Source organism: Streptomyces narbonensis, from assembly GCF_014649015.1.
Taxonomy (GTDB): Bacteria; Actinomycetota; Actinomycetes; order Streptomycetales; family Streptomycetaceae; genus Streptomyces; species Streptomyces narbonensis.
On record NZ_BMSF01000007.1, the window covers coordinates 276,553 to 296,122 of the forward strand.

Annotated in this window: 22 protein-coding genes, 1 tRNA gene and 1 pseudogene; 15 read left to right on the forward strand and 9 right to left on the reverse strand. The window is 68.7% G+C overall.

The window, feature by feature from the left end; all coding sequences use genetic code 11:
- Positions 1-49: 49 nt before the first annotated feature.
- A complete protein-coding gene (locus tag IE124_RS15840; RefSeq protein WP_189508394.1) occupies positions 50-454 on the forward strand; it encodes a pyridoxamine 5'-phosphate oxidase family protein in 405 nt (134 codons plus the stop codon).
- A 152-nt stretch (positions 455-606) separates the two neighbouring features.
- Here the strand turns inward: IE124_RS15840 and IE124_RS15845 are convergent, their stop codons facing one another.
- Positions 607-924, reverse strand: coding sequence for a Rieske (2Fe-2S) protein (locus IE124_RS15845; RefSeq protein ID WP_056653193.1), 318 nt, complete (start codon positions 922-924; stop codon positions 607-609).
- A gap of 8 nt (positions 925-932) precedes the next feature.
- Complete coding sequence (locus tag IE124_RS15850; protein WP_189508395.1) at positions 933-1,181, reverse strand: hypothetical protein; 249 nt, start codon at positions 1,179-1,181, stop codon at positions 933-935.
- A gap of 133 nt (positions 1,182-1,314) precedes the next feature.
- On the opposite strand from IE124_RS15850, the gene IE124_RS15855 reads away from it, so the two are divergent.
- Positions 1,315-2,295, forward strand: coding sequence for a helix-turn-helix transcriptional regulator (locus IE124_RS15855; RefSeq protein ID WP_189508396.1), 981 nt, complete (start codon positions 1,315-1,317; stop codon positions 2,293-2,295).
- 5 nt (positions 2,296-2,300) lie between these two features.
- Positions 2,301-2,768 (forward strand): hypothetical protein, encoded by a 468-nt coding sequence (locus IE124_RS15860; protein ID WP_189508397.1) that lies wholly within the window; start codon positions 2,301-2,303, stop codon positions 2,766-2,768.
- A gap of 71 nt (positions 2,769-2,839) precedes the next feature.
- Here the strand turns inward: IE124_RS15860 and IE124_RS15865 are convergent, their stop codons facing one another.
- From IE124_RS15865 to dnaK, 4 genes are read right to left on the reverse strand one after another with little or no spacing between them, the layout of a single operon-like run.
- Positions 2,840-3,283: a heat shock protein transcriptional repressor HspR gene (locus tag IE124_RS15865; RefSeq protein ID WP_055642625.1), complete on the reverse strand. Its 444-nt coding sequence runs from the start codon at positions 3,281-3,283 to the stop codon at positions 2,840-2,842.
- Positions 3,284-3,287: 4 nt separating this feature from the next.
- On the reverse strand, positions 3,288-4,466 hold the full coding sequence (dnaJ, locus tag IE124_RS15870; RefSeq protein WP_189508398.1) for a molecular chaperone DnaJ: 1,179 nt from the start codon (positions 4,464-4,466) through the stop codon (positions 3,288-3,290).
- A gap of 30 nt (positions 4,467-4,496) precedes the next feature.
- Entirely contained in the window at positions 4,497-5,153 is a 657-nt protein-coding gene (grpE, locus tag IE124_RS15875; RefSeq protein WP_189508399.1) for a nucleotide exchange factor GrpE, read from the reverse strand.
- The gene (dnaK, locus tag IE124_RS15880; protein ID WP_189508400.1) at positions 5,150-6,988 is read right to left on the reverse strand and encodes a molecular chaperone DnaK; all 1,839 of its coding nucleotides are present in this window, start codon (positions 6,986-6,988) and stop codon (positions 5,150-5,152) included. Before dnaK ends, grpE begins: the two co-directional genes overlap by 4 nt.
- A gap of 266 nt (positions 6,989-7,254) precedes the next feature.
- On the opposite strand from dnaK, the gene IE124_RS15885 reads away from it, so the two are divergent.
- Together IE124_RS15885 and IE124_RS15890 are read left to right on the forward strand one after the other, a co-directional pair.
- A complete protein-coding gene (locus IE124_RS15885; protein ID WP_189508401.1) occupies positions 7,255-7,743 on the forward strand; it encodes a sugar transferase in 489 nt (162 codons plus the stop codon).
- Positions 7,744-7,850: 107 nt separating this feature from the next.
- Positions 7,851-10,112, forward strand: a complete 2,262-nt coding sequence (locus IE124_RS15890; protein WP_189508402.1) for a (Fe-S)-binding protein — start codon at positions 7,851-7,853, stop codon at positions 10,110-10,112.
- Positions 10,113-10,175: 63 nt separating this feature from the next.
- Here IE124_RS15890 and IE124_RS15895 read toward each other — a convergent pair whose 3' ends face one another.
- Positions 10,176-10,859 carry a hypothetical protein gene (locus tag IE124_RS15895; RefSeq protein WP_189508548.1) on the reverse strand — a complete coding sequence of 228 codons (684 nt, stop codon included), beginning with the start codon at positions 10,857-10,859 and terminating at the stop codon, positions 10,176-10,178.
- A 222-nt stretch (positions 10,860-11,081) separates the two neighbouring features.
- Here IE124_RS15895 and IE124_RS15900 point away from each other — a divergent pair, with 222 nt between their 5' ends.
- Complete coding sequence (locus IE124_RS15900) at positions 11,082-12,008, forward strand: Yip1 family protein (RefSeq protein ID WP_189508403.1); 927 nt, start codon at positions 11,082-11,084, stop codon at positions 12,006-12,008.
- Positions 12,009-12,152: 144 nt separating this feature from the next.
- Here the strand turns inward: IE124_RS15900 and IE124_RS15905 are convergent, their stop codons facing one another.
- The gene (locus IE124_RS15905; RefSeq protein WP_141302456.1) at positions 12,153-12,650 is read right to left on the reverse strand and encodes a phosphoribosyltransferase; all 498 of its coding nucleotides are present in this window, start codon (positions 12,648-12,650) and stop codon (positions 12,153-12,155) included.
- A gap of 13 nt (positions 12,651-12,663) precedes the next feature.
- The gene (dcd, locus tag IE124_RS15910; RefSeq protein WP_150268561.1) at positions 12,664-13,239 is read right to left on the reverse strand and encodes a dCTP deaminase; all 576 of its coding nucleotides are present in this window, start codon (positions 13,237-13,239) and stop codon (positions 12,664-12,666) included.
- Between the two features lie 429 nt (positions 13,240-13,668).
- Here dcd and IE124_RS15915 point away from each other — a divergent pair.
- From IE124_RS15915 to IE124_RS15955, 9 genes and pseudogenes are all read left to right on the forward strand, one after another.
- Positions 13,669-13,739: transfer RNA gene (locus IE124_RS15915), tRNA-Gly, on the forward strand.
- Between the two features lie 119 nt (positions 13,740-13,858).
- Complete coding sequence (locus tag IE124_RS15920) at positions 13,859-14,293, forward strand: WXG100 family type VII secretion target (RefSeq protein ID WP_189508404.1); 435 nt, start codon at positions 13,859-13,861, stop codon at positions 14,291-14,293.
- Positions 14,294-14,313: 20 nt separating this feature from the next.
- The gene (locus tag IE124_RS15925; RefSeq protein WP_189508405.1) at positions 14,314-14,619 is read left to right on the forward strand and encodes a WXG100 family type VII secretion target; all 306 of its coding nucleotides are present in this window, start codon (positions 14,314-14,316) and stop codon (positions 14,617-14,619) included.
- Complete coding sequence (locus IE124_RS15930) at positions 14,619-16,388, forward strand: RNase A-like domain-containing protein (RefSeq protein ID WP_189508406.1); 1,770 nt, start codon at positions 14,619-14,621, stop codon at positions 16,386-16,388. The genes IE124_RS15925 and IE124_RS15930 overlap by 1 nt, the downstream gene beginning before the upstream one ends.
- 27 nt (positions 16,389-16,415) lie before the next feature.
- Positions 16,416-16,976, forward strand: coding sequence for a hypothetical protein (locus IE124_RS15935; protein ID WP_189508407.1), 561 nt, complete (start codon positions 16,416-16,418; stop codon positions 16,974-16,976).
- 41 nt (positions 16,977-17,017) lie between these two features.
- Positions 17,018-17,317 (forward strand): RNase A-like domain-containing protein, encoded by a 300-nt coding sequence (locus tag IE124_RS15940; RefSeq protein WP_189508408.1) that lies wholly within the window; start codon positions 17,018-17,020, stop codon positions 17,315-17,317.
- A gap of 13 nt (positions 17,318-17,330) precedes the next feature.
- Positions 17,331-17,984 carry a contact-dependent growth inhibition system immunity protein gene (locus tag IE124_RS15945; protein ID WP_189508409.1) on the forward strand — a complete coding sequence of 218 codons (654 nt, stop codon included), beginning with the start codon at positions 17,331-17,333 and terminating at the stop codon, positions 17,982-17,984.
- Between the two features lie 378 nt (positions 17,985-18,362).
- Positions 18,363-18,605, forward strand: a pseudogene (locus IE124_RS15950) (hypothetical protein); the annotation flags it as partial.
- A 588-nt stretch (positions 18,606-19,193) separates the two neighbouring features.
- Positions 19,194-19,397, forward strand: coding sequence for a cold-shock protein (locus tag IE124_RS15955; RefSeq protein WP_030323642.1), 204 nt, complete (start codon positions 19,194-19,196; stop codon positions 19,395-19,397).
- Positions 19,398-19,570 lie beyond the last annotated feature (173 nt).

Sequence of the window (19,570 nt, forward strand, 5' to 3'; positions counted from 1 at the left end):
TTCCGCTCAATGTTTCGGCGGGACTCCTGCCACGGGTAGTTTCCGGAGCATGGCCACAGACCCGAGGAACCCTTCCGACTCGTACCTCAGCTTCTGGCGCGAGTACCACATGTGCACCCTGACGACCCCCCGCGCGGACGGCACCCCGCACGTCGTGGCGGTCGGCGTCACGTACGACCCCGAGGGCGGGTACGCGCGAGTGATCACGAACAAGAACAGCCGGAAGGTCGCCAACGTCCTGGCGGCGGGCGCGGACGGGGCGCGCGTGGCGGTCTGCCAGGTCGACAAGGGGCGCTGGGCCACCCTGGAGGGCGTCGCCCACATCCGTACGGAGGCGGAGGTCGTCGCGGACGCCGTCGGCCGCTACGCGGAGCGGTACGGCCGGACGCCGGCCCCGAACCCGGACCGGGTCGTCATCGAGATCGCCCTCACCCGGGCGATGGGCCGCGCCTGACGCCCGTCGGGGCAGAGCCGCCTGACGTCCGTCGGGCCGGCCGCCCGACATCCGTACGGGCGCAGCACAGCGGCGCCATCGCGTTTCAGGTCCGCGATGGCGCCGCTGTGTGGGGGAAGTGCCGGAGCGATCTACAACGACGGGGGAATCGCTCAGGCACTGCGGGGGGTGGCGGTGATGGTCTCGGGTTCGATCAGCTGGTGGTCCCGCTGGTCGAGGTTGACGAAGATCATGCCGTACCGGATGGCACAGCGGATGGGCTGCGGTGCGCCGCGGGGACGGCGCAGACAGCGGTACGCACGGACGTCCTCGTCCTGTTCGCGGGCTACGACGATCGGTTCTCCGAAGAGGGTGACCTTCAGCGCGTCGCCACGGTGGGGGATGGCCGTGGCGAGGTCGACGAAGTGCCAGCCGGATCGATAGGCCGAAGCCATCTCCCTGCGGAACCGGGGGTCATCGGGAACGTTCATGCGCCCGTCTAACTCCAGCCCGGATCCTGCGCGGGGGCCACGCTCCAGCCCGGGTCACCGAGCTGCGCGGGGGCCACGCTCCACCCCGGGTCACCGGCCAGGGCAGAGTTCACGCTCCAGCCCGGGTCGAGCGGAGCGGCCTGCACCGTCGCCGGTGCCGTGCTCCAGCCGGGGTCCTGGGTCACTCCCACGGCGCCCGCTGCGGCCGCCGCGATGAAGGCGACTCCGGCCACCGTGCGTATGAGCTTCTTCATCATCACCGAGCAACCTCACTTGAAGGCAACGTCTCTTTACCAACCCCCGCGAGTAAGACGATGGCTTACTCTCTGCACCTGCACCACCAAACCCAGGCATCATGTTCCTGAGATGCAGGAGCCTGGGGGTGTACATATGCAGAAACAATCGGACGAAACGGGTCACCCGCATTCGTATGCCGAACTCTGCAAAGCGGGCTCCGAGCTGTACGCGGCCGCCCTGCGGACGGGGCGAATACCCCGGTCAGAGACCATCGAGGCCCCCTGCCTGCTCGATCTGTCCCTGCTCCACCCCGACCCGGACGACGCCCAGTGGCTCCGCCCTGTTCCCCCTTCGGCCGCCCTCGCCCAGCTCCTCCAGCCGATCGAGCGGGAGATACTCGACCGGCGCCGGCGCACCGTCGCCCTCTCCGACGCCTTCGAGCCATTCATGGCGATCAGCGCCCACGACTCCCCCACCACACACGCCATCACCGTGCTCGAGGGCATCGACCGCATCAATTCGACCCTCGACCGCGTCGTCGCCAACTGCCGCTCCGAGCTGCTCACCGTCCAGCCCGGCGGCGGACGCCCCGCGCAGGCCCTGACCGAGGCCCTCGACCGCGTCTCGCCGCTCCTCGGCCGCGGCATCAGCATGCGCACGCTCTACCAGCACACGGCCCGCCACACCGAGCTCACCCTGACGTACCTGGAGCACGTCGGCCCCGAGGTCCAGGTGCGCACGCTCGAGGAGATCATCGACCGGCTGATCATCGTCGACCGCGAGGTCGCCTTCATCCCGGCCCGCAGCGACCGCCAGGTCGCCCTGGAACTGCGCCATCCGGGGCTCGTCGCCTACCTGGGCGGCGTCTTCGACCAGTTCTGGCAGCTCGCGGTGCCGATCCGGGACGAGATCCCGTACGACATCAAGACCGACGGCATCGGCGGTGTCCAGCGGTCCATCGCCAAGCTCCTCGTCGAAGGCCACGTCGACGAGGCCATCGCCCGGCGGCTCGGCATGAACGTCCGCACCTGCCGGGCCCACATCGCCAAGCTCGCCTCCGCCCTCGGCAGCGGCAGCCGGGCCCAGCTCGGCTATCTCATCGCCCAGTCCGGCATTCTCGAACGGGACAACTGACCAGCGTGTACGTACAGATCGACCTCGACGGACCCGCCGGGACGCTCCGGGTCTCCGGCCACGGCCTGCCCACCGTCGAGCTCGTACGGGCCCCCGGGACCGACCCCGACGCCCACACCCCCATCGGAACCCGCAAGCCCGCCCTGCTCGCGCTCGGCGTCGACGGGGAGGCGGCCGTCATCCGGCCCGCACGCGGGCGGCTCCTGCGGCGCTCCTACCGGGTGGACGTCCGGACGGGCGGCGTCCGCTACCGGCTCGTGCCCTGCGGGTACGCCGAGAGCCGGCTCACCCGCGACGGGCGCCGGATCGGCACCCTCGTCTGCTCGGGCGACGGCACGGTCATCGACGAGTGGGACGGCGACCCCACGCCCCTCGACCGCGCCGTCGGCACCGCCCTCGCCGCGGCGTTCGGCACGGGCGCCTCGCCGTGGTGGGAGACCGTCGGCGACATCGTGGGCGAACTGATCCCCTGAGAGACGGCCTGGACAAGGCGAGAGGCCCCCTCCACCGAAGTGGAGGGGGCCTCTCTCGTGTCCTCGAGGAACTATTCGCCGCGCTTCGGGCGCCAGACCACCAGCGCGCTCGCCTGCTGCACGTCCTGGTAGGGCACCAGGTCGCGCCGGTACGAGGCGTGCACCTGGGCCTCGCGCTGGCGCATCGCCGCCGCCGCGCCGTCGACCGCGGCCGACAGCTCGGCGATCCGGCTCTGCAGCGCCGCGACCTGGTTCTCCAGCTCGATGATCCGCTTGATGCCCGCGAGGTTGATGCCCTCGTCCTGCGACAGCGCCTGCACCTGTCGGAGCAGCTCGATGTCACGGGCCGAGTAGCGCCGCCCGCGGCCCGCCGTGCGGTCCGGGGAGACCAGGCCGAGACGGTCGTACTGCCGCAGGGTCTGCGGGTGCAGACCGGAGAGCTGGGCCGCCACCGAGATGACGTACACCGGCGACTCGTCGGTCAGTTCGTACGGATTGCGTCGGCGCCCGTCCACGGGGTCACGCTCCCTTCGCGGCCTGGAACAGCTCCGCCCGGGGGTCCTCGGAGGCGGTCGCCTCGCGGAAGGTCTCCAGGGCCTCACGTGCCTTGTCGTCCAGCTCCTTCGGCACCGCGACCTCGATCGTGACGAGCAGGTCGCCGCGGGTGCCGTCCTTGCGGACCGCGCCCTTGCCCCGGGCGCGCATGGTCCGGCCGTTCGGAGTGCCCGCCGGCAGCTTGAGCGTCACCGCGGGACCGCCGAGCGTCGGGACCTTGATCTCGCCGCCGAGCGCCGCCTCCGTGAAGGTGACCGGCACCGTGACGGTGAGGTTGTCGTCCTTGCGGCCGAAGACCGCGTGGTCGTCGACGTGCACCACGACGTACAGATCGCCGTGCTGCCCGCCGCGCTCACCAGGAGCGCCCTTGCCGCGGAGCCTGATCCGCTGCCCGTCGGAGACGCCCGCCGGGATGCGGACCTGCATGGTGCGGGAGGACTTGGCCCGCCCGCTGCCCTTGCAGACCTCGCAGGGGTTCTCGGCGATGAGGCCGCGGCCCTTGCAGTCCACGCACGGGTCGGTGAGCGAGAATCCGCCGCCGCTGCCGCGCGAGACCTGGCCGGTGCCGACGCAGGTCGGGCACACCCGGGGCGTGCCGTTCTTGTCGCCGGTGCCCGAGCAGGCCGTGCACGGCTGCTGGCTGGACATGCGCAGCGGTACGGTCGCGCCCTCGACGGCCTCGATGAAGCTGAGCGTCACCTCGGACTCGATGTCCTGGCCGCGGCGCGGCTGGGTGCGCGCACCCGTGCCGGCCCCGCGGTTGAACAGGCCGCCGAAGACGTCCCCGATGCCGCCACCGCCGCCGAAGCCGCCGCCGCCCGCCCCGCCCTGGGCGCCTCCGAAGAGGTCGCCCAGGTCGAAGTTGAACGAACCGCCGCCCGGGCCGCCGGCCCGGAAGCCGCCGTTCCCGAAGAGCGCGCGCGCCTCGTCGTACTCCTTGCGCTTCTTGGGGTCACCGAGGATGTCGTTGGCCTCGGAGATCTCCTTGAAGCGCTCCTCGGCCTTGGTGTCGCCCTTGTTGGCGTCCGGATGGTTCTCGCGGGCGAGCTTCCGGTACGCCTTCTTGATCTCGGCCTCGGTGGCGTCCTTGGGGACGCCGAGAACCTTGTAGTAGTCCTTCTCGACGAAGTCCTTCGTGCTCATCGACGTCCCTCCTTCCGGACGATCGTTGCGTCACCCCTCGTCGGGGGCACCGCTCTCCTCGTCGGCCTTCTCTTCCTTGGAGCCGGGCGTGGCGCCCGGCTGGGGCTCGGCCACCGCGACCCGCGCGGGCCTGATGGTCCGCTCGCCGATCCGGTACCCCGGCTGCAGGATCGCCACGCAGGTCGTCTCGGTGACGTCCGGCGCGTACGAGTGCATCAGGGCCTCGTGGATCGTCGGGTCGAAGGGCTCGCCCTCCTTGCCGAACTGCTGCAGGCCCATCTTGGCGACGACGGTCTCCAGCGATTCCGCCACCGACTTGAAGCCGCCCACGAGCTCGCCGTGGTCCCGGGCCCGGCCGACGTCGTCGAGGACGGGCAGGAGGTCGGACAGGAGCGTCGCGACGGCGATCTCCTTGACCGTGACCCTGTCCCGCTCCACGCGGCGGCGGTAGTTCTGGTATTCGGCCTGGAGCCGCTGGAGGTCCGCGGTGCGCTCTTCGAGCGCGGAGCGCACCTGGTCCAGCTGGGCGGTGAGGCCCGCGGTACCGGCCGACTTCTGGCTGCTTGCGTCCCCGGCCGGGGCCGCCGACTCCTTCTCGGAGGAGTCGGCGGCCTCGGCGGCGTCGTCAGGGGTGGCGCCGGAGGGGACGTCGGACTTCTCCTCGAAGCCCGGGGTCTCCTCGGTCACGCCTGGCCGCCCTTCGGCTGCTCGTCGTCGATGATCTCGGCGTCGACCACGTCGTCTTCCTTCGACATGTTCGGAGCCTCGCCGCCCGCGGCCTGCGCGCCCTGGGCGTCCGCGTACAGCGCCTGGCCGAGCTTCTGGGAGACGGCCGCGACCTTCTCGGTGGCGGTGCGGATCTCGGCGGTGTCCTCGCCCTTGAGCTTCTCCTTCAGCTCGACGAGCGCGGCCTCGACCTCGGCCTTGACGTCACCGGGGACCTTGTCCTCGTTGTCCTTGAGGAACTTCTCCGTCTGGTAGACGAGCTGCTCGCCCTGGTTGCGGGACTCGGCGGCCTCGCGGCGACGGTGGTCCTCGTCCGCGTACTGCTCGGCCTCCTGGCGCATCCGGTCGACCTCGTCCTTCGGCAGCGAGGAGCCGCCGGTGACGGTCATCTTCTGCTCCTTGCCCGTGCCCAGGTCCTTCGCGGTCACGTGCATGATGCCGTTGGCGTCGATGTCGAAGGCGACCTCGATCTGCGGGACGCCACGCGGGGCCGGCGGCAGACCGGTCAGCTCGAACATGCCGAGCTTCTTGTTGTACGCCGCGATCTCGCGCTCGCCCTGGTAGACCTGGATCTGCACGGACGGCTGGTTGTCCTCGGCCGTCGTGAAGATCTCGGACCGCTTGGTCGGGATCGTGGTGTTGCGCTCGATGAGCTTGGTCATGATGCCGCCCTTGGTCTCGATGCCGAGGGACAGCGGGGTCACGTCGAGGAGCAGGACGTCCTTGACCTCACCCTTGAGGACACCGGCCTGGAGCGCGGCGCCGATGGCGACGACCTCGTCCGGGTTGACGCCCTTGTTGGCGTCCTGACCGCCGGTCAGCTCCTTGACGAGCTCGGCGACGGCCGGCATACGGGTGGAGCCACCGACGAGAACGACGTGGTCGATCTCGCGGAGCTCGATGCCCGCGTCCTTGATGACGTTGTGGAACGGCACCTTGCAGCGGTCGAGCAGGTCCGAGGTCAGCTGCTGGAACTGGGCGCGCGTGAGCTTCTCGTCCAGGTGCAGCGGGCCCTCGGCGGAGGCCGTGATGTACGGCAGGTTGATGGAGGTCTCGGTCGAGGACGAGAGCTCGATCTTCGCCTTCTCCGCGGCCTCGCGGAGACGCTGGAGAGCCATCTTGTCCTTGGCGAGGTCCACGCCGTGGCCGTTCTGGAACTGCGTCACCAGGTAGTCGACGACGCGCTGGTCCCAGTCGTCACCACCGAGGTGGTTGTCACCGTTGGTGGCCTTCACCTCGACGACGCCGTCGCCGATCTCCAGGAGGGACACGTCGAAGGTGCCGCCACCGAGGTCGAAGACGAGGATCGTCTGGTCGTCCTTGTCGAGGCCGTAGGCCAGGGCGGCCGCGGTCGGCTCGTTGACGATGCGCAGGACGTTGAGGCCCGCGATCTCACCGGCCTCCTTGGTGGCCTGGCGCTCGGAGTCGTTGAAGTACGCGGGGACGGTGATGACCGCGTCGACGACCTTCTCGCCCAGGTACGCCTCGGCGTCACGCTTGAGCTTCTGCAGGATGAAGGCGCTCATCTGCTGCGGGTTGAAGTTCTTGCCGTCGATCTCGATCTTCCAGTCGGTGCCCATGTGGCGCTTGACCGACCGGATGGTCCTGTCGACGTTGGTGACGGCCTGACGCTTGGCCACCTCGCCGACGAGCACTTCGCCGTTCTTCGCGAAGGCGACGACGGACGGCGTGGTCCTGGCACCCTCGGCGTTGGTGATGACGGTGGGCTCGCCGCCTTCCAGAACGCTGACGACGGAGTTAGTCGTGCCCAGGTCGATGCCGACCGCACGTGCCATTTCAATTCCTCCAGCTGACTGACTTGAGTGGATCTGACTCAAGGATGCACGACACCCCCCGCCTCGTCAACAGACCTGAGTGGAGGCGACTCAACTCTTCGCGCGTCCGGGCGCTCAACGGGGGCCGTAAGGAGGGGTTGAGCGCGTCGATCCCGCTCCAGACCGGGGCAGCCGTGAGAGAGTCCGGACGCCCCTTGTCGGGCAAAGCAGGCATATCCCACGAATATCCCATGATTCTCATCGGCTCACTCGGAAGGGTGTGGGGAATGACGGCCAAGCGCACCTTCGACGTCCTGGGCGGGCTCGCCCTGCTGGTCACGCTCTCCCCTCTTCTCGCCGCCGTCGCCCTCTCGGTCGCGCTGGGCGACTCGGCCCCGGGGCGCGGCGTGCTGCGCCGCCGGACGGTGGCCGGCCTGGAGGGCCGCGCCTTCACGATGCTGACCTTCCGCACGAAGAGCCCGCTGGCCGCGCTGCCCCTGCTCCTGCACGTCGTCGCGGGCCGGATGTCGCTGGTCGGACCGTGCCCGCTGGCCCCGAGCCACCGCGAGTGCGCGGGCGAGGGCCGGCGCCGGCTCTCCGTACGCCCCGGGCTCACCGGGCCGTGGCAGATCAGCGGGCGCTCGGAGCTGCCGTGGGAGGAGCGCGAGCTGCTCGATCTCCACTATGTGGACCACCATTGGCTGGGGATGGACCTCGCCATCCTGGCGCGTACGCTTCCAGCAGTCCGCAGGCGTCGCGCGGCAAGGTTTGCCTGAGCGACACATATCACCGCGAGCGCCGCTACAGCGCGGCGCCGTGACCGGGTAATCTCAGCGGGAACTCAATAAGTTACCGCTTAGTAGGCCCGCCCGAGGAGCCCGTCATGCAACTCGCCGCGATCATCGTGTCGATCGCCATCACGGTGGTGGCCGTCGCGCTGTTCGGCCGCGCCACCGTGCAGATCTACCGCTTCGTGCGGCTCGGTCAGCCGGTGCCCGCCGGCACACGCACCGGTGACCCCAAGCAGCGCACCATCACGTTGGTCAAGGAGTTCCTCGGCCACACCAGGATGAACCGCTGGGGCATCGTCGGCTTCGCACACTGGTTCGTCGCGGTGGGCTTCTTCTCGCTGCTCCTGACGATCGTCAACGCCTTCGGCCAGCTCTTCCAGGCCGACTGGCTGATCCCGATCATCGGCGACTGGCTGCCGTACGAGATCTTCACCGAGTTCCTCGGCCTGATGACGGTCCTCGGCATCGTGACCCTCATCGTGATCCGCCAGCTCAGCAAGCCGACCAAGGCGGGCCGCAAGTCCCGCTTCGCCGGATCCAAGACGGGCCAGGCGTACTTCGTCGAGGCCGTCATCCTGATCGTCGGCGTCTGCATCATGACGCTCCGCGCCCTTGAGGGCGTCCAGCACCACGTGACGAGCTGGGAGCCGGGCTTCTTCGCCTCGTACCCGCTGATCGCGCTGCTCGACGGCCTGGACCTGAGCACGATCCAGTACCTCACCTACTTCTTCGCGTGCCTCAAGATCGTCACGTCCTTCACCTGGATGATCACGGTCTCGCTCAACACCAACATGGGCGTCGCCTGGCACCGCTTCCTCGGCTTCCCGAACATCTGGTTCAAGCGCAACGCCGACGGCTCCACCGCCCTCGGCGCGCTCCAGCCGATGACGACCGGCGGCAAGGAGATCGACTGGGAGGACCCGGCCGAGGACGCCGTCTTCGGTGTCTCCCAGGTCGAGCAGTTCTCCTGGAAGGGCATCCTCGACTTCTCCACCTGCACCGAGTGCGGCCGCTGCCAGTCGCAGTGCCCCGCCTGGAACACCGGCAAGCCGCTCTCGCCGAAGCTCCTCATCATGTCGCTGCGCGACCACGCGCACGCCAAGGCGCCGTACCTGCTCGCGGGCGGCGGCAAGGACATGGAGGGCAACGAGAAGGCCACCGAGGAGCAGCTCAAGGACGTCCCCGCCTCCGCGATCGCCGAGGCCGAGCGCCCCCTCATCGGCACCGCCGAGGAGAACGGCGTCATCGACCCCGACGTCCTGTGGTCCTGCACCACCTGCGGCGCCTGCGTCGAGCAGTGCCCGGTCGACATCGAGCACATCGACCACATCGTCGACATGCGCCGCTACCAGGTGATGATCGAGTCCGCGTTCCCGTCCGAGGCGGGCACGATGCTCAAGAACCTGGAGAAGAAGGGCAACCCCTGGGGCCTGGCGAAGAAGCAGCGCGTCGAGTGGACCAAGGAGGTCGACTTCGAGGTCCCGATCGTCGGCAAGGACGTCGAGGACCTCTCCGAGTTCGACTACCTCTACTGGGTCGGCTGCGCCGGCGCCCTGGAGGACCGGGCCAAGAAGACCACCAAGGCCTTCGCCGAGCTGCTCAACATCGCGGGCGTCAAGTTCGCGATCATGGGCGGGGACGAGAAGTGCACCGGTGACTCCCCCCGCCGCCTCGGCAACGAGCCGCTGTTCCAGCAGCTCGCCCAGGAGAACGTCGCCATGCTGAACATGGCGTTCGGCGAGGATGACGAGGACGAGTCGACGAAGAAGCCGAAGTCGGCGAAGAAGATCGTCTCGACCTGCCCGCACTGCTTCAACACCATCGCCAACGAGTACCCGCAGCTCGGCGGCGAGTACGAGGTCATCCACCACACCCAGCTGCTCCAGCACCTCATCGACGAGGGCAAGCTGATCCCGGTGACCCCGGTCGAGGGCCTCATCACCTACCACGACCCGTGCTACCTGGGCCGTCACAACAAGGTCTACACGCCGCCGCGCGAGATCATGTCCGCCGTCCCCGGCCTGCGCCAGCAGGAGATGCACCGCCACAAGGAGCGCGGCTTCTGCTGCGGCGCCGGTGGTGCCCGGATGTGGATGGAGGAGCGGATCGGCAAGCGCATCAACAACGAGCGCGTCGAGGAGGCCCTGTCCCTCAACCCGGACATCGTCTCCACCGCCTGCCCGTTCTGCCTCGTCATGCTGACCGACTCGGTCAACGGCAAGAAGAACGAGGGCAAGGCCAAGGAGTCCGTCACGGTCGTCGACGTGGCCCAGCTGCTCCTCGAGTCGGTGAAGGCCCCGGTGGACCCGGAGCCGGAGCCGGCGGAGGAGCCGGAGCCGGAGCCGGCGAAGTAGTCGGTACGTGAGAGAGGGCCGCCCCGCGTGATCGCGGGGCGGCCCTCTTCGTCGTGCGGCGCCTCAGCCGGCCTTCTGGGCGGTGTACTTCTCGATCAGCTTGCCCTGGAAGTCGTAGACCCAGCTGTTCGCACCCTGCTTCGGGGTGTCGATCGCGGCGAGCTCGTAGCGGTGCTTGCCCGCGTCGACGAGCTTGTAGGTCCAGCCGTGGTGGCCGGAGGCGGAGTGCTTCAGGTCGAGGGTGCCGACGGCGTGCCCGTTCGACCGGGTGATCTCGACGCGGGGCCAGGTCTTGCCGGGGAAGAACCGGGCGATGTTCCCGTCGGGCAGCGTGACCTTGGCGGAGGCCTGGTGCGGGGCGGGTTCGGGCGTCGGCTTGCGGTCCGGCTTCGGGGTGGGGGTGCTGTCCAGCCAGGAGGAGACGGTGCCGTCCGGGCGGAGGACGACGTGGAGGCCGTTGTTCTCCCCGTACGCCGGCTTCCCGTCGGTGCTGGTGAGGGTGTCGACCAGGGAGCCGTTCGCGTAGATCTCGGCGGAGAAGCGGCCCGGGCCGTCCTGGTAGACCTTCGCGAGCGAACCGTCGGCGAGATCGACGTTGCGCCACAGGACCGACTGGTCGCTCCCGGCGGGAGCCGGGTCCTGTGCGGGCCCGTCGGCGGCGAAGGCAGCGGCGGCCGGCAGGAGGAGGGCGGCGACGGCCCCGGTGGCGACGGCGGCGGTACGGGCGGAACGACGGGTGACACGCATCGGAAGAGCTCCTTGGTCGGGTCGCTGACTCCTCCGAAGCTACGAGCACCACACTGAGGCGATACGTCGGATTTGTAACAGCACTCCCGCGCTTCCCCCGCGACCGCGTCACGGCCCACCGCCCCCTGAGCGCTCCTTCGGACCCCCTAGGGGATGTCACAGCTCAGTGGCAAGGGGCGGCCGGAGGAGCGCCTCCACAGCCCGAGCGGGTACGTTCAAGGCGTGGCTGGATTCAGGAACGGACGCGGCCGGGACAACCGCCCCCCGCAGCAACAGCAGCAGCAACCGCAGCAGGCGCCCTACGGGTACAACGCGGCTCCGCCGTCGTACCCGCAGCAGCAGTGGCCCCCGCAGGGCGGAGGCCCCCAGTACGGCGGCCGGCAGGGCGGTCCTCAGGGCGGCCAGTACGGCGGTCAGCGCGGCGGCCCCCAGGGGCAGCAGCAGCCCTACGGCGAGCCGGAGTACTTCGGCGAGCCCTACGGACAGCAGCAGCCGTCGCAGGCGCACCCCGGCACGGCGAACAACCCGGGCCACACGCAGATGTTCAGCGTCGACGACCCGTACCGCGACGGTGGCGGCGGCTACCAGCCCGCCCCCGTCCCCACCGGCCCCCGCCTCCCCTGGAAGGCCCTCCTGAGCGGCATCGTGCTGCGCCCGGCGGACACCTTCCTCCGGATGCGGGACCACGCCGTCTGGGGCCCGGCGCTGGTCGTCACCTTCCTCTACGGCCTGCTCGCGATCTTCGGCTTCGACAAGGCGCGCGACGAGGCGATCAACGCGACGCTGTCGACAGCGATCCCGTACGTCCTGATGACGGCCCTCGGCTTCGTCGTCGGCGGACTGATCCTCGGCGCGGTCACCCACACGCTCGCCCGCCAGCTCGGCGGCGACGGCTCCTGGCAGCCGACCGTGGGCCTGTCGATGCTGATCATGTCGATCACGGACGCGCCCCGGCTCGTCTTCGCGCTCTTCCTGGGCGGCGAGAACGGCTTCGTCCAGGTCCTCGGCTGGCTGACCTGGCTCGCGCTCGGCGCGCTGCTCACGATGATGGTGAGCCGCTCGCACGACCTGCCGTGGCCGAAGGCCCTGGGCGCGTCGGCGATCCAGCTGGTGGCGCTGCTGAGCCTGACCAAGCTGGGCATGCTGTAGACGGCGTACACGGACTCCGGGAAGCCCTCCATCGCACGGCGGTGGGGGGCTTCCCGCTGTCCGCGACGCGCGTGAGCAAAGAAAAGGACCCCCGTCGACCGAAGTCGACGAGGGTCCTTCCATCTCATCCACGGGTCACGCCACTCAGGCGTCGAGGACCTGGCCCTCGCGCTTCACCACGGGCGGCTCGACCGACCAGGGGAAGTTGATCCACTCGTCGGTCTTCTTCCACACGTACTCGCACTTCACGAGCGAGTGCGACTTCTCGTAGATGACGGCCGAGCGGACCTCGGCGACGTGGTCGACGCAGAAGTCGTGGACGAGCTTGAGCGTCTTGCCGGTGTCGGCGACGTCGTCCGTGATCAGGACCTTCTTGTCGCTGAAGTCGATCGCGTCGGGCACGGGCGCCAGCATGACCGGCATCTCCAGGGTCGTCCCGACCCCGGTGTAGAACTCCACGTTCACGAGGTGGATGTTCTTGCAGTCCAGGGCGTAGGCCAGACCGCCGGCGACGAAGACTCCGCCACGGGCGATGGAGAGGACGATGTCCGGCTCGTAGCCGTCGTCGGCGATGGTCTGCGCCAGCTCGCGGACGGCCTTGCCGAAGCCCTCGTACGTCAGGTTCTCGCGTACTTCACTCATGCCGGCTACCGCCTCACACCTGGGTCCGATGGAAGTTCATGAACGAGCGGGAGGCCGTCGGCCCCCGCTGGCCCTGGTACCGCGAGCCGTACCGCTCGCTCCCGTACGGGAATTCGGCGGGCGTGCTCAGCCGGAACATGCACAGCTGGCCGATCTTCATGCCCGGCCACAGCTTGATCGGCAGGGTGGCGAGGTTCGACAGCTCCAGGGTCACGTGCCCCGAGAAACCGGGGTCGATGAACCCGGCGGTCGAGTGCGTGACGAGCCCCAGCCGCCCCAGAGAGCTCTTCCCCTCCAGGCGCGACGCGATGTCGTCCGGCAGGGTGATGACCTCGTAGGTCGAGGCGAGCACGAACTCGCCCGGGTGCAGGATGAACGCCTCGTCGCCCTCCGGCTCGACCTCGCGCGTCAGGTCGAGCTGCTCGATGGCGGGGTCGATGTGGGGGTAGCGGTGGTTCTCGAACACCCGGAAGAAGCGGTCAAGCCTCACGTCGATGCTCGAGGGCTGCACCATGGATTCGTCGTACGGGTCGATGCGTACCCGTCCGGCATCGATCTCGGCCCGGATGTCCTTGTCTGAGAGAAGCACGCCCCCACGATACGCAGAGGGCGCGGACCTGCCCCAATCGGCAGGGCCCCGCGCCCACGGGCACCGCCGGGTGCCGCCCGGCTCAGCGCTGTCCGAGCACCACGGGCACCGCGTGCCGCAACCGCGCACACCGCGGACACCGGATGAGCCGCCCGGGCCCGATCCGCCCGGCCCCGAGCTGCTGAAGCGGGAACGAGGCGGTACTGAAGACGTGCCCCTCGGCACAGCGGACGACGGTGCGTTCCATGGAACCCATCAAGTCCCTTCCCCTACACATGCGGTGGACGAGACAGCCACATTAGGGGATCAACAGGACACCCTCCAGACGCCGCTCCGCACCCACCCGCACACACGCAGACAGGAGCTTCGCCTCAAGTGGCGCATGGGGTACAGTGTGCAACGATGCGGCACGGATCACCCGGCCGCTGTGCGGATGTAGTTTAATGGTAGAACATGAGCTTCCCAAGCTTATAGCGCGGGTTCGATTCCCGTCATCCGCTCTTCGAACGAAGCCCCAGGTCAGCGACCTGGGGCTTCGTCGTTTTCCAGCCTCATCCATCTCCCCGCCCCGATCAGCAGGACCCGCCCGTTAGGCTGAACGGCCGAACACGGGGAACACATGCACGAACAGCACGGCGAGCGGGGGCTCAGGATGCGGAACGCCGATCTGGACGTCTCGGAGGACGGCCTGACCAGGCTGGCGGACGACCTCGACGCCATGCAGCGCTATCTGGAGCAGCAGACCCGCCGCATGGACGAGGTCGTCGACAGGGTCGCCGCGGGTTGGCAGGGGCCCACTGCCACCGCGTACCGCTCGCTGCACCGTGGGGTCGCCGAGGACGCCGTGCGCATCCGCCAGGTGATGGTCCTCCTCGAAGCGGCCATGCGTGCCTCGCGCGACGGCTTCACCGAGCGGGAGCTCGACACCCTGGCCCGGATTCGGCGGATGCAGGACAGCGAGGACGTGTCCGCCGCTGCCCGCGGACTCACCACGCCCGACCAGGCCGCCGGGGCGGACGCCGACCAGCCGCAGAGCCGCATTCTGGACGTCTGAACCACGGGGGGATCAGCAGCATGACGGACGAAGACCGGATCACCGTCGACTTCGCCACCCTCCAGCGCCTTTCCGGGGAGCTGGAGGACATCCTCCGCACCCTCAACGAGAAGCTGGAGACCCTGTACGGGCGGGCCGCAAAGGTCGTCCTGAGCTGGGACGGCGAGGCCCGCGAGGCCTTCATCGACGAGTTGGACAAATGGAGCCGCTCCGCCGACGACCTCAAGGCCGCCCAAGCCTGGGTCCATGAGGTCGTGGTCAAGGCGCATCTCAACTACGCCGCGGCCAACAGGTCCGTGCTCGAAGGCTGGGGAGGCGGCGCCTGATGGCCGGCCCTTCCACCCCCACCCAGTCCCCGGGCGGCAGCGGCGCCGTCGACGTCAAGCCCAGTGACCTCTGGTCGGTCTCCGGCCAGGTCGCCGCACAGCAGGACTTCCTGGTGCGCGGTGCCAACAAGCTCCTGGAGGAACTGCGCGAGTACCCCGACGCCGGAGGCGCGGGCAGTGAGGCCCAAAAGTTCGCCCAGGCGTACAAGAAGATCGGCGACCGCTGGTTGGAGGTCTGGGGCCGGTCCGTGCTCAGCGTCGGCGGCGTGGCCGTCGGGTTCACGGAGACGGCCAACGCCTACACCCGGGCGGACGCGGCGGCTCATCCCAAGCCGGGAACAACGGCTGAGCAGCGCCCACGTCCCGCCGTCATCGACCAGGCTCCGAAGTTCGGTGGGATACCGGACATCAAGTGGGGTGACGACGACGGCGGCGACGACATCCTGCGCGGCCTGATGGAGGGCATACCGGAGATCGTCCGGGACGTCCTCCAGCCGCTGTGCAAGCACGTGTTCCGGGTCGGCAGGGTGGCGGACGTCCACCCGTTCCCGCAGCAGCACTACCTCAACTCCCTGTGCCACAGCTGGATGAACGTCTCCATCGTCGCCACGACGGGGGCGGACCAGCTCACCCAGGCCGTCGGCGCCATCACCAACCACCAGCAGGCCGACTGGGAAGCGGCCATGCGGACCTTCTGCAGCGCATTGTGGGGCGCGACGGCCTGGGGGCAGCAGCGGAACGGCTACCAGTGGGCGCAGACCGCCAACTCCGGCCCGGGCACACCCCACTCCCCCACCGGCAGCGAGCCCGTCATGGCCGTACTCAAGGACACGGCCGACAACATCGCTACCATCCTGCGCGAGTATGCCGAGGCCGCCGTCGACCTGAACCGCGACGTCGAGGACGAACTCCACCGCGCCATGCGGAAGGCCGCCCAAGAGATCATGGACGACCTGGCCAAGCCCAAGAATCCCAAGGATCTCCTCGGCAAGGTCACGTCAGTGATCGGCAAGGGCGCGGGCCTGATCCTGTCGTTCGACGTCAAGACCGTGCTGAACTTCGACACGGCCAAACTGAACCGAATCGTCAACACGTACACCGGCATCCTGGAGGGCCTGACCACCCGCATGGAAGCGCTGAAGGGGCCCCTGAACGAGGCCTACCTGAGCGCCCCCAAGTTCGAGGCCGGCGTCGCACGCGCCCACGGCTTCGGCACGCGGGCCCTGGAGGAGTTCAAGGATTCGCAGGTCTGGCTGAAGGTCGACTCGAACGGCAATTACGATCTGAACCTCGCCGCCAACGAGTACATGGCGAACGGCCACACGCTGGACAAGCATGTCGGCAAGACCGACGAACAGCTTGCGCAGCGCTTGCGCGACCAGCAGTCAGGCGGCCCGACCCTGACCTGGCCGTACGGCAGGCCGCGGCCAAGCGCCTCCTCCGCCTTCCCGAACTACCAGCGGGCGGAAGAGCTGACCGAGTACAACCTCAACAAGAACAAGGCCGACATCGACGCCTGGCTCAAGGGCCCGCCCCCGCCGTCCGACGGCGATGTCAAGTCGTTCTATGCGACGACGCCCGATGGTGAGCCCAGCGGCAGGAGCGTGAACAAGAAGCTGGACGACAATCCAGACGACCTGTCCGATTACAAGCGGAGCGGCATGAAGGCCAAGGCGTACGACGTCAACAGCATCGACACGCGGATCCGGTACGACAGCAGCAGGAACCCGCCGTTCACCGTCATGACGTCGATGCCCTCCAAGTCCTAGCGCCCCGCCGAGAAAGGCCAACACCCCATGTCCGTCGACCAAGCCGCCTGGGAAGCCGCGGTGCACCACCTGTACGAGGACGCGTCCCCGTACGACGCCACGGGCCCACGCCGGCACGAGGACTGGGTTCTCGACGTCCTGGCCCTGATGGCACGGGTCCCTGACCCTCGGGGCTGGGCCGGTCTCGACGACGAGGCACAGAACCCGGAGCGCACGGCCTTCCCCCTGTACCCCTTCGTCGACCACCCTCCGGACTACGTCGCCGTACGCCTCCAGGAGATCGACCGGGACAGCGCCGAGAACCTGCTCCTGGCGCTCACGGACGACCGTTGCACCTTGTCCAACCTGCGGCGCTTCAGAGAGAGCGAGGAGGAACTGCGGGCCATGGCACGCACGATCCTCGCCCGTTACGGGGACGGGGCCATCTATCACACCAACGTCCAGAAGCCCGGACACATGCGCGGCACACTCGATTTCACAGCGTCGGGCTGGGCGTACAGCCCGCTCAGCATCTACTCGGAGGACTACGGCCTGATCGTCGTCTCCGACACCGAGGTCGGCATGTTCTGGAACTTCTCCGACTACTGAGCCGTACGAGCCCTGACCAGGTGCTTTGAGAGGATGCCCCCGTGCTGACCCGTTCCGCTACCTACCCCGACCGGGACACCGCCCACTGGGCCGCTCAGCAGGTGGTGAACGCCAACGAGCAGGCCATCCACCGCTGGCTCGCCCAGAACACCCGGGCCCGCCTCACCATCGAGGCCGCCTGGCCGTCCCGCGAGGAGCCCGTGGGCCGGGTCCAGCTGGAGGCCGAGCTGCTGGCGGGTCGCGGGCCTATCGACGTTCGCGCGGCGCGCGTGGTGCTGCGCCGCGAGCCGTCGAGCCCGCACGGCTTCGTCGTCCACACCACCGTCCCGTTCTACCTGTAGGGGCCGCACGCACATGTCCATGAAGCCCCTCGAACACGACCGCCGGTACGGCGAGCTCGACCAGGTGATGCGCGCCTACCTGGGACAGCCGGCCGACGACACCCCGGAGCGGCGCAGCCGCGCCCTCGACGCGTACCTCCGCCACACCTGGCACACTCGCCCCTCGGCCATCGCGGAGGCGGAGCGCCAGCTGCGCGAGTACAGCCGCAACCCTCCGGGACGGGTCCGGCTGGAGTTGGGCGAGTTCTACGCGATCCCCGACACCGGGATGCCCCAGTCGGAGATCGGCGGCTGGCTGACGGTGCTGGCCGACCACCTGAAGAAGAGCATCGAGGAAGGCTACGTCCCGGAGCCGGCGTCCCCGCAGACGCACTGGGAGTGGCACGCGCGCTTCCCGGAGACCGCGCAACTGCTCGGCGGCTGGTTCTCCCAGGACATCGTCGACGAGTTCCCCGACCACGAGGCCGCCGTCGCCGACTACGCCGCCACCACCCACCCCCAACTGGTCGCCCGGCTCGTGGGCGAACTCCACGAACTGCTCGCCCTCCCTCTGGACGAGGGCGACTACGCCCTGGCCGCCGCCGAACTCGGCATGGAGGTCGGCCCGCCCGAGCCGTTCTCCCACGGCGCCTGGTTCCAGTCTGTGGCGACGACGCTGTCCGGCTGATTCAACCCTGTGGCCGGCCTCCCTCTCCTCTCGGTACGAGAGGGACCCGTGCCACAACGTGCCAGTAGGGGCGGTGAACAGCGGTCACCAGCAGACGCCGGAGGCAATCGAGAGCCCTACCGAGGAAACCCGTTTCCGCAGGTCAGACGGCTCTTTAGGCCCAAGTGCCGGGAGATTCCCAAGCTTATAGCGCGGGTTCGATTCCCGTCATCCGCTCTTCGAACGAAGCCCCAACCTGGGGCTTCGTTGTTGGCAGGCCGGTCTCGCCGTTCGTACACCCTTCAGCCCGGCAAGGTGGGGCACGCGGAGGGCATGAACATTGCGTTGTCTGGCCGGAGGCGTCGCATGAGACCTCTGACCTGCCCTTACGGCGGAGTTGACCTGATCGACGTCCGAGCGGCAGCGGGTCGCTGGAGTCACATCGAGCTCGAAGAGCTCGGCCGCCGCCACGCGCGTGACAGCTTCGACCTCTCCGACCTTCAGTCCCGGCTCGCCAGCGCGGACTGGATCGATGACACCGAATTCGCGGCCTACGGACTCGGCATGGAGGTCGGCCCGCCCGAGCCGTCCTCCCACGGCGCCTGGTTCCAGTCGCCGGCGACGACACTGTCCAACGCCTGATCCCGTTCCGCGTTCGGGCCCCAGCGTGTCCCAGCCGTACCCCAGCCGTGCCCTTCAGAGCGGACAACAGCGGTCAGTACGGGTGCCCAGCGACCTGCGGGATGGGTGCCAAGGTTGCCCCCCAGCTTCTCGGCCCGCGCGCGCGTGCCTTGGATGCCGTGCCCGCCGACTGTCGCGGCTCCTCGCCGGGGGCCCGTCGTCGCGTACGGCGATGTGCAGCACGTCTCCGTGTAGGACGGTTCCAGGCGCGAGTCCCGGACTCGCGGGGCTGGGCAGGTCTTGCTTTTGAACGCGCGTTCGGAGGAATGAATACCTGTGTTCGCGGTCTGAGATTTTGACGGTCATCGCAGAGAGAGTTTTTATCGGCGACACACAGGGGGAAATTTTCGACGCACACAGGATGCGACGGCGTGCTACTGTCGAAGTCAGTTGCAGTTTTGGTACCCAAAAAATTTCAAGCGCCTCCCGTCGACCTCGTGTCGCACGGAAGCGCTTTGCATTTCCGGTCATTTTCCGGGCAGGGCATCATCGCGGCGACACGGCGTCCGTACCGTACGGATGCCGTTGCACTGCCCAAGGAGATATGACATGGCTACTGGCACCGTGAAGTGGTTCAACGCGGAAAAGGGTTTCGGCTTCATCGAGCAGGACGGTGGCGGCCCTGACGTCTTCGCCCACTTCTCGAACATCGCCGCCCAGGGCTTCCGCGAGCTCCAGGAGGGCCAGAAGGTCTCCTTCGACATCGCGCAGGGCCAGAAGGGCCCGACGGCCGAGAACATCGTCTCCGCCTGACGCTGACGCGTAATACGTAGCTGGGGCCCGCATCCCTCGGGGTGCGGGCCCCAGCTACATGCATTTCGCAGGATTTTCCCACACCGCGCACCTGCCTCTCTCGCGCTTCTTTCGCTCGCCCGCTTGCGCCGACAATTTCTTTGTCCTGGGCCAGGCCGCTTGCTCTCGCATTT